Source organism: Polycladomyces abyssicola (genome assembly GCF_018326425.1).
Classification (GTDB): domain Bacteria; phylum Bacillota; class Bacilli; order Thermoactinomycetales; family JIR-001; genus Polycladomyces; species Polycladomyces abyssicola.
In genome coordinates, this window is record NZ_AP024601.1 from 2051957 (window position 1) to 2065847 (window position 13891).

Below are 13891 nucleotides of genomic sequence, written 5' to 3' on the forward strand. Positions count from 1 at the left end.
GTTTTTCGCCTCCCGAAACCAAAAAAGCGCCTGCTTCCAATTGCGGGCGCCATGAACCTCTTTCATCATACCATTTTTGCAAATCGAGCTTCAACTTTTCTTGAGCTGGCCATCTAATACTTGGCGGCATCGTTCGGGGTAATTGGTGATGATGCCGTCCACACCCCATTTTATGAGTTGTTGCATCACTTCGGGATCATCCACCGTATATGGCCGTACGGCGATTCCCACCGATTGGCACCCTTTTATCACATTTTTGTCGATCGCACGCCAATCTGGATGGATCGCATGTACTCCCAGATAACGGGCATAGACCCACGGTTCGAACAAGCCCGATTCATATAATGCCGCCAATGAAAGATCCGGTCTCATCCCGTGCAACATGCGCAAACTGTAATGATTGAACGACGACAGAATGACGCGATCGGCCATACGGAACCGATCAATACACGCCAACACCGCGGCTTCCAACCCCGGATACCGGACCCAACCGTTTTTTAACTCGATGTTGATGATCATATCTGTGTTGGATAACAAGTCCAGCACGTCTTCCAACAGCGGGATTCGTTCCGATGAGAAACGGGGGTTCCACCACGATCCCGCATCCAATCGTCGCAATGTTTCCCATTCATGGTCTTTCACCCAGCCGGAGCCGTTCGTGGTACGATCCAACGTCTCGTCATGGATCACCACGACCCGGCCGTCCCGGGTGAGTTGTACGTCCAGCTCCACCCCGCTCGCACCAGCTTTGACCGCCAGTTCAAACGCGGCCATTGTATTCTCCGGCGCCGCCGCAGAGCTTCCGCGATGGGCAAACACGAGGGGTTCGATATGCGATTCCTCCTTTGACTCGGGTGACCCACACGTCCTATAAGCGAATGTTCATCAGATAGATCTGTCCATCGCTATGCACTGTAAACGAATCCCGGGAAGGATCGTAGTCGATCTTCACCCGCGGATCAAAATAAACTTCGCTGTCCGGGTCATACACCAATGTGAACCCGTAAAAAGGAATTTGCACATCCTCCGGCCGGGGATAGTCCCAATTGAACTCATACAATACGGTCGCTCCGCAACCGCAACCATCGTCCGTCGCCGACAGCCGCAACACGGCGGGCGACTCTTGCGGTATTTTTCTTTGGATCGCCTGTTCCGCTTCTTTGCTGATCAATACCTGCATGCTGGTTCTCCCACTCCCTACTCCATAATCGCTCATGAGGTGTATTACGCACTGCGGGATTGATGTTGTGCACAATTTCCGCGAACGGGACAGGTGGTGCAACCGGGGACGTTCTTTTTGCAGTGTTTCTTGCCCAATTCCACCAACAAGGCATGGAACAACTGCAATGCCGGCAAATCGGGGAGTGCCTCCAGGACCTCCGCCCGAACCGATTCGTAAGTGGGCGGTGGACAGCCAAACCAGCGAGCGGCGATGCGTCGGGTGTAGGCGTCACCGATGAATGTCTTTTTCTCCAACATGTACAGCAGCAACATATCCGCCGTCTCCGGTCCGATTCCCCGAATCGCCAGCAACTGCACCCGTAGAGTGGAAGCGGATTGTTTCTTGGCCTTCTCCCATCCTCCAGCGGTGTTCAGCCACGTGTACAACCCTCGCAACGCGGCCGATTTGGCACGATAAAATCCTGCCGGGCGAATCGCCTTCCACAATGTGTCGTCGGATGCCTGGAGCAAAGCCGAAGGTGTGGTCATGCCCCGTGCACACAGCCCATCAATGGCAAGACGCGCATTGTGCCACGAGGTGTTTTGCACCAACACGCACCCGGCACTTTTGAAAAACGGATCCGTCACTCCCCACCATCCATCCACGGTCAGATCCGGCTCCCACTCGCGCAATGCCTCATAAAGCATGACCCAGTTCCGCTTCAGCTTTTCTCCCCCCCTTTGTCACAGCGCCATGTCATCCAACGGTCCCAATACACGATTGGTGAGCACACCAATTCCCTCCACTTCCACCTCTACTTGATCTCCCGGTGAAAGCGGCCCGACACCGCTCGGCGTGCCGGTCAGGATCACGTCACCGGGTTCCAGCGGAAAAACCGATGAAATATGTGCGATTAACTCCGGAACGGAATGGATCAAGTCGGACGTTCTCCCCTTCTGCCGGACATCGCCGTTGACACGGCAGACGACTTCCAGATCGGACGGATCCAGTTCTGTCTCGATGACCGGGCCGAGCGGTTTGAATGAATCGAATGACTTGGCGCGAGTAAATTGACCATCCTTCTTCTGCAGGACCCGATTGGAAACATCGTTGGCACAAGTATACCCCAATATATAATCCGCCGCACGTTCTGCAGGGATGTTCTTGCCTCTTTTTCCGATCACCACGGCAAGCTCGGCCTCATGGTCGATTCGGTCATCCACATTGGGCAACACAATCGACGCCTCCGGTCCGATCACCGCGGTGGGGGAGATCATGAACATCATCGGTTCGTCCGGAATGGGCTTACCGGTCTCCTCCGCGTGTGCGGCATAGTTGAGACCGATGCCGATCAGTTTGTTGGGAATGAGCGGCGCTAACAATTGGACATCCCCCGCCACTACCGGCTCACCCGCTTCTTCCCATGTCTCATACAAAGAGCCTGAAATCGGGTGAATCACATTCCCGCGGACAATGCCATACCGGATCTGTTTTTGGTAAAGGTATCGAGCGATTTTCATGACGTTTCCCCCTTTTTGGACATAGAAAAAAGTGCATCCCCATAGGAGATACACCGATATTCTTCGACAAAAGCCTGAAATGTTCCTTTTCAGCTGACGTTCCTTCACAATGCCTCCAACATCATCATTTCACGACGAAGTTCACGCAAGCGCGCCTTGCATTGATCGATCCGGTGGGGATCGTTTTCAACCATTGCCTCATGCAACAGGGCCAGTTCGTAATCCAACTCCATTCTCAGAACCGGTATGCGCTTCTCGGGTTCCCGGCATTTGAACGCACGGATCACTTCTTCCACGGTTACGCTGCACCCCTTCTCTCGCTTGTATCTTCCCATGAGATCCCACCCCGTTTTTTGATGAAGGAAACGCCATCGGTGCTCCATATTTTGGGACGGAAGGGAATCTGGCTACAGGATGCCCTTCCAATCTAGGAAATAAACCTGTCCGTTCCGATCCAGTTTTCGATTCCACCAATCGAACTTGTTACCTATAACGTACGCAGGTTCTCCTAATTCGGTCACGGTTCTTCGCTGATATGATTAATTTTTCGCAATTTTTTATCTAATCAGGTATGGACCATTTCGTGATTCTATCATCATTGTGCTATGATGAAGAATAAGCCTGACTTCTATGAATGAATCCACGGATGGTGAATGAACATTGATGTTTCCCGGATTTACTGATCAGGATTTTGACGTGTTTGCCATACCCGGTCTGGAACCGAGAATGGAGGCGCTGAGAGCGCGGATCCGTCCTAAATTGGAGGCGATCGGTGAAGCGACGGTCCCGCTGTTGGAACAAACGATCGGCGAGCCTTTTTACGTACATGTAGCGAAACACGCACGTCGTACCGTCAACCCGCCGGATGAAACATGGGTGGCCTGGTCAACCAACAAACGCGGTTACAAGGCGTATCCCCACTTCCAAGTCGGTCTCAGGCAAGCGCACGCCTTCATCATGTTGGCCATGATCGAGGAATGCAAAAGCAAAAGCGCGTTTGCGCGCAGCCTTCTGGAACAACTGGATGAGGTGTGGCCGACTGTACCGGATGGGTTCGTCATTTCGGAAGATCATACACGACCGGAAACCACAGCGAAATATGAATTGGGGCGTGATGGAATACGCCGTGTGTTGGAGCGATTGGAAAAGGTGAAAAAAGCGGAGTTTCTGTGCGGCGTCCTGTTGGACCGTCATGATCCGGTTGTTCAGGACGGGCAGGCGTTCCTCCGTTCGGTGCAAAGGACATTTCAACAGCTTATGCCGTTGTATCGTTTGGCGGAAACGGCCGGGCACTGAGTGGAGGAACTCGACGGAAAATTGAAGTCCGCTCCTTAAAAAGAGGGTGGCCTGTATCCCGCGAGCGACCCTTGCGCTTTTGCGTGACAGGAGCAAATGGGAAAAGGCTCACCCTTTTTTGTGCCCATTCATTCCCAACATCCCTCGATCCATGGAATGGGACAAACAAAAAACATCCACCTGATAGCGGTGGATAATCAGTTGCTTATCTTGCTCAAACACGCGATCACTCCGTGTTGGGTTCACCATTCACTCCTTTTTCGACCATTTCCGAAACAATGCAACCAATAAAGAAACCAAACCAACCGCCAGCAAACAGATCATGACCACCACAAACAATTCATAAGCAGGTGTTGTACCTTTCAGTTCATGAATCATTCGATCATAAGAAAATTGAGGGTAAGTCACATTTTTCAAATAGAGAAGAACATGTATCCAATAATAAATTCCATAGAGCACAACAGCGCTTGAAAGGGACCAAAAGCTGAATATTACAGGCCGTGACACTGGTCGGGAACGTATTATAATCAGAACCGTTCCCACCACCAAACACAACCACTTCGCAAGGATCAACCCAAACCAATACACACTGGTTGTGGAGGTATGAATAAATTGGTAATAATAGAAATAACCGTTGTCAATGGGACCGGGTGTCCGATAAAACATCAATGCAGCTGTCAGTGTGTTGACGCAAAGAAGATAAAGAAACAAAGACACAAATCCAAAACCGAGGGATCGTGTTTTCAAGTCGTTTCCGCTCCTTGAAGTAAAGGTATGACACTTCTCAATACATCATATAACAAATTATCAGAATAGTACATATTCAGGGATTCCTGCAGGAATGTTTACTCTCCAAGTGGCCATCCTGTTTAACGTCTATGATGATGGACGTTTAACGGAACATTGGCATTGGCCAACGGAACCAAAGCAAATCGCAAATACACGACAAATGAACGATTTTTTTGCACTGACGGTTGATTTTGTACTATAACAGTACTATAATATATCTGAAAATTATATAACAGGCCCTGTTTTCAAAAATAAAAAACCGCTCCGTTGAACGGAACGGAAAATCCCATTGCTACCCCCCGGATCTTAACGAAACGACTGCAACAGGGCCTGTTGTTCTTCTTTTGGCAAACGCAAATCCAACTTGGCGGCGGCGACATCGCTGGCGCCTGACATCACTTCGTGATATACCGGTCGCTTTTGTTTGTACAAGATGCCTGTCACCGTCCCATTCGCTTCAGCCAGCACGCGAAGAGCGCAATCAGCGTCTTCCGGTTGGTAATTCTCCAACTCATCCACATTGACCAATTGTTCTTTGAACCATTCGTACGTATTAACTTTGTTGAAGGTGACACAAGGGCTGAAACAGTTGACCAGCGCAAATCCTTTGTGGCTGATCGCCTCTTTGAAAATCCGAGTCATCTGTTTCACGTCGCCGGAAAACGCTTGGGCCACGAAGCTGGCACCGTTCACGATCGCTGTTTCCACCGCTTTGACCGGCTCTTCAGCGGCACCTTGCGGCGAGGTTTTGGAACGAAAGCCCCGCTCACTGGTCGGCGAAGTTTGACCGGTGGTCAACCCATAAATATGATTATCCATCACGATGTAGGTGATATCGATGTTGCGACGGACCGTGTGGACAAAATGCCCCATACCGATGCCGTAGCCATCCCCGTCACCCCCGGCGGCAATCACCGTCAGATCCTGGTTGGCCAGTTTCAAACCGGTAGCCGTGGGTAAAGACCGTCCGTGCAGGCTGTGAAAACCGTAGCTGTTGAAATATTGGGATATTTTCCCTGAACATCCGATTCCGGATACCAAGGCTACTTGTTCCGGCTCCAACCCCAACTCGGCAACGGCTTTCTGCAGGGCAGCCAAGACCGTGAAATCCCCGCAACCCGGGCACCACGTCGGTTTGTTTTTCGTTCGGAAGTCCTTCATGGTCGCCATCTTACAACCCCACCCCCTGCTCCAGTTTGCAATGCGCCAAAATCTCCTCCACCGTAAACGGGTCTCCGCTGAATTTCAGGCAGGATTGAATTCTGTCGTGGAACCCGACGCGTGCGCGGATCAGCTCCGCCAGTTGTCCTGTGGCATTGTTTTCCACGACGAGAATTCGTTCTGCACCGGACAGATACCGCTTAACCAACGCATCCGGGAACGGTTTGACCACCTTGATCTGCAGGTGACCCACCTTTACTCCTTTATCCTGTAAGTGTTTGACGGCTTCTCCGATCTGCGCACGGGTGGAGCCGAAACCGACCAGCGTCCACTTCGTCGTCTCCGGGCCGTCGTATTCCACACTCAACACGGACGGGTCGAAAGCATTCAGTTTGCGCATCCGTTTGGCCATTTGTTGGACGCGGGTTTCCGGATCTTCGATCTCCTCATTGGCTCCCTCGTCGTGCTCATTGCTCATCGCCACAAACCGACCGTTTTTCTGACCGGGAATCGAGCGTTTGGAAATCCCCGACTCGGTGACGGCGTAACGGCGGTATTCGCCGGGCGCCAAGGCCAGCAACTCTTCGTCCGAAATCAATTCACCCCGGTCGATGGTCACTTTTTCGAAATCAATCGCGCCAACCGGCACCGATTGTTTGGACATTCCCAGATACAAATCGGTGGCCACAATCACCGGGCATTGGTATTTTTCAGCCAGGTTGAAGGCCTCAGCCGTGTAGTAGAAACACTCCTCCACCGTCGAGGGCGTCAACACAATGCGCGGAATTTCCCCATGCGAACCGTAGACCAGTTCATTCAGATCAGACTGCTCCGTTTTGGTCGGCAAACCGGTTCCAGGACCGCCCCGCATAACATCGACGATCACCAAAGGCGTCTCCGAGATCCCCGCCAGGCCGATTGCTTCCTGCATCAGTGAAATTCCAGGACCCGAGGTGGAAGTCATCGCACGCACACCGGCATAGTTGGCTCCGATCGCCATGATGCAGGCGGCGATTTCATCTTCGGCCTGCAATACTTTTCCACCGTATCTGGGGAAATGAGCCAATGCGGTGTACATGATCTCCGTGGCGGGTGTGATGGGATACGCCGCCAAAAACCGGCACCCCGCGGCCAGCGCACCCAATCCCACGGCTTCGTTTCCGGAGATGAACAAATGACCGCCGCCGTCATCAGCCGGTTGCGGGTTGGGCAACTGCTTCAGCACGCCGTACCGTTCCATGGTAAATTCAAATCCGGCTCGGACAGCCGCCTTGTTGCTCTCTACCACAGAGTCCCCTTTTTTACCGAACCGCTCTTCGATCAGCGAGTCAAATGCATCCGCCGACAACCCGACGATCGCCGCAGAGACCCCGCTGGCCACCATGTTTTTCATAATCGGGCTTCCCAGCTCTTTGGCCATGTCCGTCACGGGAACGGGGCACAGTTTTACCTGAATTCCATCCGGGATGACAAGGGATTTCAACTTGCCGGAATCATAAATCAATACGCTATCTTCTGTAAGTTCATGGGCGTTTTCGTCGATGGTCCGTTGATCGAATGCGACCAAAATATCCAAATCGTCGCCATGATATCTCACGGGGCTTTCCGCCACCCTCACTTTGTAGTTGGTGTGGCCCCCTTTGATCAGCGACATAAAATGGCGGTACGTAAACAGATAATAACCCAAACGGTTGAGTGTGGTGGCGAATATGTCCCCGGTGCTGTCAATCCCTTCACCCTGGGCGCCGCCCACTTTCCATGTCAATGTCGCCAACGTATTCACCCCTTTACATGTTTATTCATTTTGGTCACAATAAATCGCCCCCATCGCTTGGTCCTCTCTCCCCTCCACATGGTTTTATTACTGATGCTACTTAAAACAATCAGAAATTTCAAGAGGAATCGCAAAAGTAATTTTCCTCCATCTATTTTGGCAAAAAATCTCAACAAACGCAACCGTTCCACATCCGTACGCTTCAGTCATCATCGATTCAATCAACACCGAGAGCCAACGATTCGTCCTGATCATCCTATTTACCCACGGGATTCCGATTCCAACGAAAAAATTCCTCCCATCCTGCATTTTCTCTCTTCAGTTTGTGATCTGTTTTTGTTATACTTGCCGAGTGAATCTTTATGTAAAGAGAGGCATGCAACCATGATGCCCAGACAGTATCAAACACCGCTATTTACCAAGCTGAAAGAACACGCGGCAAAAAATCCGATCCAATTTCACATACCCGGACACAAAAAAGGGCATGGCATGGACCCCGAATTTCGCGATTTCATCGGTCCCAACGCGCTCTCCATCGATTTGATCAACATCGCGCCCCTGGATGATCTGCACCATCCGCACGGCGTGATCCAGGAAGCGCAGGAATTGGCGGCGGAAGCGTTCGGGGCGGATTACACTTTTTTCTCCGTTCAAGGAACCAGTGGTGCCATCATGACGATGGTGATGTCCGTCTGCACGCCGGGAGACAAAATCATTGTCCCGCGCAACGTTCACAAATCCGTGTTGTCCGCCATCATTCTCGCCGGCGGCCACCCGGTATTCGTGCATCCGGCCATGGACGATCAGTTGGGCATCGCCCACGGCGTCACCGCCCGTGATGTGGAAAAAGCCCTCCGCGCCCATCCGGATGCCAAAGCGGTGTTGTTAATCAACCCGACCTATTATGGTATTGCCGGCAACTTGGCCGAAATCGTCGATTTGGTGCACCGTTGGGACATTCCGGTGCTGGTGGACGAAGCACACGGCATTCATACGCATTTCCACGAACGGCTCCCCATGTCCGCGATGCAGGCCGGGGCAGACATGGCCGCCACCAGCATGCACAAACTGGGAGGATCGCTGACGCAAAGCTCAGTCCTCAACGTCAAGGGCAAGCGGATCAATCCCAATCGGGTGCAATCGATCATCAGCATGCTGACGACCACATCGACATCATATTTGCTCCTGGCTTCGCTTGACACGGGACGGCGTTTTTTGGCCACGCAAGGTCATGCTCAATTCGAACGGGCATTGAGATTGGCCGATGAGGCGCGTAAACGAATCAACGAAATCCCGGGCATCGTCTGTGTCGGCCGGGAAATCCTCGGTTCGGACGCCACATACGACATGGATGAGACCAAGCTGACCATCCACCTCAAACATTTGGGCATCACCGGTTATGAAGCGGAAAAATGGCTGCGTGAGAACTGGAATATCGAAGTGGAACTGAGTGATTTGTACAACATCCTGTGCCTCATCACCCCGGGTGACTCGGAAGAAACGATCAGCTTGCTGGTAGAGGGTCTGCAGGATTTGTCCCGGCATTTTTATTCGCCCGACCGGAAAAACGGCGGTCCGATCCGCCTGCCGGATATCCCGGAATTGGCGGTATCACCGCGGGACGCGTTTTATGCGGAAACGGTTGCCGTTCCGCTGGAGGAGTCGGTCGGTCGCATCATTGCCGAATTTATCATGATTTATCCGCCGGGAATCCCGGTGTTGTTGCCCGGTGAACGGATCACGCAACAAAACATCGACTACATCCGTGAACATTTGGAAGTGGGATTGCCCGTACAGGGGCCTGAAGATCCCGATATCCGAATGGTGCGTGTGATCCGCTGAAACCCACCCATGATAAACGGGTGGGTTTTTATTTCGTACAAAAAAAGAAACACCGCCCGTGACGGGCGGCGAGACTGTTGACAAAGTGATCGAGCCATTCACTGGAATCTATTTCATCAAGTGCAAAGGTTGTTGGGAGGAAAACGGTCACGCTCTTCAAAAGAAGGTCAGAATCTCTCGTCGGGTGTCGTGCTTTAGATTGAAGCTCACATGTCAACAAAAATCGGACTAGCTGTATGGATGAGTGGTGTATCACAAGTGTTGTCGGTTTCAGATATTCAGTCATGCGGTTTGCGATGCCCTACGTTGTCCGCGCTGCTTTTCCTCACCGCATCCAGGACATTTGCCGTACAACACACCAGTTTTCTCGGCTTCCGTGAAGGCGATGATCTTGTCGCACGTTTGGCAGACAATCACTTCCATGAGAAATCCCCCTCACGCGGAATTGTAACCGCTTCAATTAATGTGTCACTATTAGTATAATGTGATATCATATTTATGTCAATGCACCTTGAATGATTAGGCTTATTTCACCAAAATGAAACCGCGAGGCACGGGATTGATCCACACTTTCTCCCGTTATACCTCGCGGTCGGTTTCACTCCTGTTATCAGCGGCGCTATGTGGTGGTTCAACCAAATCTGACATGTCGGTCATCTCCGTTTAATGCTCGGCCTCGGCTTCCAAGGTCAGTCCCGGAAGGTTGTTACTGAAAAAGACAGCCAACTCCTCCGCTTCTTCCTTGGACCTCAAATTGTACACCTTCTGCAGATATTCCAGGTTCTCCACATCATCTTGTGACAACAGAGAGGAGCGTCCCGTCTGCATACAAACGACCAATGGCTTTCCGAAAAACATGTTGGTATACACGATCCCGAAATCATAGCGACCGTGTTCCGAAACAAATCCGACAAAACGCACCTTGACTTGTTCCGCTTCATCGTACAGCCGTTCATAGAGACTCATACTGATCTCCTCCTTTGCAAAAGTCTGTCACGACAAAAGGAAGCCATATCCTTTATAATATGACTCACTACCGATATTGATACTGCTGTTGAGAAAAAAAGCGGTATTTATCGACAAAAAGACAGGGTTAGGGGTGTATTACCCGTTTCTCGTGATCTTCAAACCTACTCAGCCTTCTCTCATAGAGACGGATACAGGGTTGAAATGATAGGCGTGAGGACTTCTGATGGGATTTGATCAAGGCCGTAGAACCTGTCCTGCGTTCACGACGTGATCATGAATTGCACTCTTCCGACTTTGACTCAAACAAAGAAGCCAATTCACAGAAAAACGCGATATCCTCCTCATCGATCTGGTCGCTCGGCTCACCAATCACCACCAGCTCACCAATCAAATGATGGCCACGATAAAACGGGACGAACACTTCGGTGCGCTTGCCTCTCTGTTCCCGGACGACACCGCCCCGGGCGGCTGCCAGGCTGTGAAGCCCTTCGCCGAAACGAACCCGGTAGGGATACGGATTGGCTCCTGCATATCCCAGACATTCAAACATGTACGGTTTGGTGAGGTAAATGCCGACAAATTGATATGCCGCCACTTTTTCATATAAACATTCGATGACAAAATGGTACAGTTCTTCAATTCCTCCGTCCATTTTGTCCGACATGACACCGATTTCTGAGCGGAGTTCATCCAACAGGTCCGATTTTCGCATGCACATCTATCCCCCATCGGACACTGAAAGTTAGATATTAGTGTATCATAAGGGAGTGAGCAAGACAACATATTTTCACAATATTTTATAGTTTTATTACGAATAAACCAACATCTTGTTTTGTCTTTTTTTGAATAATCCAGACGAATAGGAGTGGCACGATTCTGATTTGTTTGTTTAAACATCCCGGAACGTGCTAAGATGATTATGTTGCAAGAGCCGGAGAAGATCATATATAGCAGAGGTGACGTATATGAACCAAGTGGCGACGATCCGCCTGGTAGAAGGTTCAATCCAATCGGAAATCGACTTGCATCAGGTGATGGAACATCTGGAACGTTACCGGAAGATGAGCGCTTATACCGGTCAACAGTTGGACTGGGACTACGCCGCTGCTGCGTTTCCGTACCAGATCGAGGAAAAATCCAAAGACGGACGGTCGTGGTTGGTGTTGACGGGAACCAATCCCAACCTGTACAAATACCTGGTAATCGGAGTGGTAGAACCGGACCAGGTCCAAATCATCCTCCCCGCAGATTCAACTCATGGAGACAAAGCCAAAGCCAATGAATTGTCTCGATATCTCGCCCGTTCCCTGAAAGCTGAACTGCACCTGTTCAACGGACGGGTCATGTATTTCAATCCCAGAAAATAGGCATGGAAATCCATCAATTTCCTCTCCTCATTTGTTTGTTCCGTGGTAAAATAAGAACAAACGTTCGTGAGGAGGGAACGGGATGACTGCCCGACGCACCGTATTGTTGGCCGATATGAATGCCTTTTACGCCAGCGTGGAGCAGATGCGCAACCCACATCTTCGCGGACGCCCTGTCATTGTCTGTGGCGATCCTGCCCGTCGGCGCGGCATTGTGCTGGCCGCTTCGTACGAAGCAAAAAAATACGGTGTGAAAACCGGGATGGCTGTCCATCAGGCCAAGGAGCTGTGTCCCCATGCCTGTCTGGTTCCACCGCGCATGGAACGGTATTTGCAGGTTTCGGTACGGATCGTCGAAATTCTGAAACAATTTTCACCGCTGGTCGAACCTTTTTCGATAGATGAGGCATTTGTGGAAACCACCGGATGCGAAGCCCTTTTCGGTGACGGAAAGACGACGGCCCGGCTGATCAAGGAACGCATCTTTCGGGAAACGGGTCTCCGCTGCTCCATCGGGGTCGGTCCCAACAAGCTGATGGCCAAGATGGCTGCAGGGTTGGAAAAGCCGGACGGATTAACCGTGCTGACGATGGAGGATCTTCCCCGTCGCATCTGGCCCTTGCCGGTGATCGAGCTGTTCGGTGTCGGACCGCGTATGGAGCGGCATTTTCACCGAATGGGGATCCGGACGATCGGTGATTTGGCCCATGCCGATCCGGAACTGCTGCAACACCGCTTCGGCGTGATCGGACGCGTGTTGCACCAATCAGCCAACGGTATCGATCACAGCCCTGTCGATCCCCATTCACTGGATGAAAATAAATCGATCGGACATCAGTTCACCTTGCCCCGGGATTATGAAACTGAGTCGGATATTCGCGTCGTCTTGCGGGAGCTGGCGGAGGAAGTTGCCAGTCGGGTGCGCCGGGCAGGTGCCACCGGACGAACGGTGTCACTCACCTTGAAGGGGATGGATTTCACTTCCATTCACCGCTCGTATACCCTGCCGGAACCCACCAATATCGGGCGGGTGATTTTTGAAGGAGCCTTGCATCTGCTCCACCGGCATTGGAACCATACTCCCATTCGGCTGGTTGGGATCAGCTTGGGAAACTTGGAACCGGCGCGCAACCTGCAGCTGGACCTGTTCGGGCGTACGGCCAAAGACCAACAGCTGGCCGATGCGATCGACCACATTCGGGAACGGTTCGGCACGACGAGTATTTTGTACGCCCGTTCACTCACGCCCGCCAGTGTTTTCTACGACCGCGCGGGCAAAATCGGTGGCCACCGCAAATAAAAAAAGCGCACCCTTCTCCATTGCGGGTGCAGTTCAGGATCGAAATTGACTTATGATTAGCCGTATCTCACTTTTCGGTTCTTCACTCACTCCATCCGAATACCTCAACCCGCGCCCAGCAACGTATAGGCACCCAATGCGAATCCCGTACCCAACACAGCTCCCATCACCACGTCCGTGGGGTAATGGAGCGCAAGATACATCCGGGAAAGACCGATCAGACAGGCCAACGGCAACCAAATCACTGCCGACCATGGCACATGGAGCACAAACACGGTGGCGATGGAAAATGCGGCCGTCGTGTGCCCGGAAGGAAAGGAATAGTCCGTCAAGGCATCAGGAAACGCATACAACTCACTCAATCGCAAATGAGGCCGGATGCGGGGAAGATAATGTTTGCAGACCCGTACGGCCAAATGACTGCCCGCCAGTGCAGCGAACCCCTCTACCGCCCATTGCTTTATCGGAGAGGAAGTAAACAACCACCAAACAACCAAAAACGTGATCGTGCAAAATGCACCGCCCAAATGGGTCAACCGGCACATCAACCAGTCCATCACCCGAGACTTCCACTGGCGGTTGACATAACATACCAACCAAACATCCATCCGCTGAATCCGATGGACCAGACGTTGCATCTATCGCCCAACCCCCGTCAAGCGTCTTCCTATTCAGCCTAAACGACACAGATGAAGAAATGATGAACAACAT

16 protein-coding genes are annotated in these 13891 nt (G+C 51.6%); 4 read left to right on the forward strand and 12 right to left on the reverse strand.

The genetic code is table 11. The annotated features are described in order from the left end of the window. Positions 1-90: 90 nt before the first annotated feature. The 5 genes from KI215_RS10270 to KI215_RS10290 all read right to left on the reverse strand — a co-directional run bounded on the left by KI215_RS10270 (position 91) and on the right by KI215_RS10290 (position 3017). Positions 91-819 (reverse strand): glycerophosphodiester phosphodiesterase, encoded by a 729-nt coding sequence (locus tag KI215_RS10270; RefSeq protein ID WP_275956699.1) that lies wholly within the window; start codon positions 817-819, stop codon positions 91-93. A gap of 49 nt (positions 820-868) precedes the next feature. Further along, entirely contained in the window at positions 869-1180 is a 312-nt protein-coding gene (locus KI215_RS10275) for an iron-sulfur cluster biosynthesis family protein (RefSeq protein WP_212772649.1), read from the reverse strand. 44 nt (positions 1181-1224) lie between these two features. Further along, entirely contained in the window at positions 1225-1869 is a 645-nt protein-coding gene (locus tag KI215_RS10280) for an endonuclease III domain-containing protein (RefSeq protein ID WP_212772650.1), read from the reverse strand. A 36-nt stretch (positions 1870-1905) separates the two neighbouring features. After that, entirely contained in the window at positions 1906-2682 is a 777-nt protein-coding gene (locus KI215_RS10285) for a fumarylacetoacetate hydrolase family protein (RefSeq protein WP_212772651.1), read from the reverse strand. Between the two features lie 104 nt (positions 2683-2786). Then, positions 2787-3017 (reverse strand): hypothetical protein, encoded by a 231-nt coding sequence (locus KI215_RS10290; RefSeq protein ID WP_246512083.1) that lies wholly within the window; start codon positions 3015-3017, stop codon positions 2787-2789. Between the two features lie 325 nt (positions 3018-3342). Here KI215_RS10290 and KI215_RS10295 point away from each other — a divergent pair, with 325 nt between their 5' ends. Further along, positions 3343-3978 carry a YktB family protein gene (locus KI215_RS10295; RefSeq protein WP_212772652.1) on the forward strand — a complete coding sequence of 212 codons (636 nt, stop codon included), beginning with the start codon at positions 3343-3345 and terminating at the stop codon, positions 3976-3978. A 249-nt stretch (positions 3979-4227) separates the two neighbouring features. Here KI215_RS10295 and KI215_RS10300 read toward each other — a convergent pair whose 3' ends face one another. The 3 genes from KI215_RS10300 to KI215_RS10310 form a co-directional block, all read right to left on the reverse strand. Then, a complete protein-coding gene (locus KI215_RS10300; protein ID WP_212772653.1) occupies positions 4228-4725 on the reverse strand; it encodes a hypothetical protein in 498 nt (165 codons plus the stop codon). A gap of 348 nt (positions 4726-5073) precedes the next feature. Beyond that, entirely contained in the window at positions 5074-5937 is an 864-nt protein-coding gene (locus KI215_RS10305) for a 2-oxoacid:ferredoxin oxidoreductase subunit beta (protein ID WP_212772654.1), read from the reverse strand. A gap of 1 nt (position 5938) precedes the next feature. Then, entirely contained in the window at positions 5939-7711 is a 1773-nt protein-coding gene (locus tag KI215_RS10310) for a 2-oxoacid:acceptor oxidoreductase subunit alpha (protein ID WP_420830114.1), read from the reverse strand. Between the two features lie 375 nt (positions 7712-8086). Here KI215_RS10310 and KI215_RS10315 point away from each other — a divergent pair, with 375 nt between their 5' ends. Beyond that, complete coding sequence (locus KI215_RS10315; RefSeq protein WP_246512084.1) at positions 8087-9544, forward strand: aminotransferase class I/II-fold pyridoxal phosphate-dependent enzyme; 1458 nt, start codon at positions 8087-8089, stop codon at positions 9542-9544. A gap of 282 nt (positions 9545-9826) precedes the next feature. Here the strand turns inward: KI215_RS10315 and KI215_RS10320 are convergent, their stop codons facing one another. The 3 genes from KI215_RS10320 to KI215_RS10330 form a co-directional block, all read right to left on the reverse strand. Next, positions 9827-9967: a GapA-binding peptide SR1P gene (locus KI215_RS10320; RefSeq protein ID WP_212772656.1), complete on the reverse strand. Its 141-nt coding sequence runs from the start codon at positions 9965-9967 to the stop codon at positions 9827-9829. Between the two features lie 240 nt (positions 9968-10207). Then, positions 10208-10510: a DUF3055 domain-containing protein gene (locus KI215_RS10325; RefSeq protein WP_212772657.1), complete on the reverse strand. Its 303-nt coding sequence runs from the start codon at positions 10508-10510 to the stop codon at positions 10208-10210. Positions 10511-10784: 274 nt separating this feature from the next. Then, positions 10785-11225 carry a hypothetical protein gene (locus tag KI215_RS10330; RefSeq protein ID WP_212772658.1) on the reverse strand — a complete coding sequence of 147 codons (441 nt, stop codon included), beginning with the start codon at positions 11223-11225 and terminating at the stop codon, positions 10785-10787. 253 nt (positions 11226-11478) lie between these two features. Between KI215_RS10330 and KI215_RS10335 the strand changes: the two genes are divergently transcribed. After that, complete coding sequence (locus KI215_RS10335) at positions 11479-11880, forward strand: DUF1885 family protein (protein WP_212772659.1); 402 nt, start codon at positions 11479-11481, stop codon at positions 11878-11880. An 82-nt stretch (positions 11881-11962) separates the two neighbouring features. Then, positions 11963-13180 (forward strand): DNA polymerase IV, encoded by a 1218-nt coding sequence (gene dinB / locus KI215_RS10340; RefSeq protein WP_212772660.1) that lies wholly within the window; start codon positions 11963-11965, stop codon positions 13178-13180. A gap of 104 nt (positions 13181-13284) precedes the next feature. On the opposite strand, the gene KI215_RS10345 is transcribed toward dinB, so the two are convergent. Beyond that, the gene (locus KI215_RS10345; protein ID WP_212772661.1) at positions 13285-13818 is read right to left on the reverse strand and encodes a phosphatase PAP2 family protein; all 534 of its coding nucleotides are present in this window, start codon (positions 13816-13818) and stop codon (positions 13285-13287) included. Between the last annotated feature and the right edge of the window lie 73 nt (positions 13819-13891).

What these genes read in the sequence shown, in the direction of transcription:
- KI215_RS10275 (WP_212772649.1), bottom strand. Translation starts at nt 1,180, where the DNA reads ATGCAGGTATTGATCAGCAAAGAAGCGGAACAGGCGATCCAAAGAAAA.
- KI215_RS10280 (WP_212772650.1), bottom strand. Translation starts at nt 1,869, where the DNA reads ATGCTTTATGAGGCATTGCGCGAGTGGGAGCCGGATCTGACCGTGGAT.
- KI215_RS10285 (WP_212772651.1), bottom strand. Translation starts at nt 2,682, where the DNA reads ATGAAAATCGCTCGATACCTTTACCAAAAACAGATCCGGTATGGCATT.
- KI215_RS10290 (WP_246512083.1), bottom strand. Translation starts at nt 3,017, where the DNA reads ATGGGAAGATACAAGCGAGAGAAGGGGTGCAGCGTAACCGTGGAAGAA.
- KI215_RS10305 (WP_212772654.1), bottom strand. Translation starts at nt 5,937, where the DNA reads ATGGCGACCATGAAGGACTTCCGAACGAAAAACAAACCGACGTGGTGC.
- KI215_RS10315 (WP_246512084.1), top strand. Translation starts at nt 8,087, where the DNA reads ATGATGCCCAGACAGTATCAAACACCGCTATTTACCAAGCTGAAAGAA.
- KI215_RS10320 (WP_212772656.1), bottom strand. Translation starts at nt 9,967, where the DNA reads ATGGAAGTGATTGTCTGCCAAACGTGCGACAAGATCATCGCCTTCACG.
- KI215_RS10325 (WP_212772657.1), bottom strand. Translation starts at nt 10,510, where the DNA reads ATGAGTCTCTATGAACGGCTGTACGATGAAGCGGAACAAGTCAAGGTG.
- KI215_RS10330 (WP_212772658.1), bottom strand. Translation starts at nt 11,225, where the DNA reads ATGCGAAAATCGGACCTGTTGGATGAACTCCGCTCAGAAATCGGTGTC.
- KI215_RS10335 (WP_212772659.1), top strand. Translation starts at nt 11,479, where the DNA reads ATGAACCAAGTGGCGACGATCCGCCTGGTAGAAGGTTCAATCCAATCG.
- dinB (WP_212772660.1), top strand. Translation starts at nt 11,963, where the DNA reads ATGACTGCCCGACGCACCGTATTGTTGGCCGATATGAATGCCTTTTAC.
- KI215_RS10345 (WP_212772661.1), bottom strand. Translation starts at nt 13,818, where the DNA reads ATGCAACGTCTGGTCCATCGGATTCAGCGGATGGATGTTTGGTTGGTA.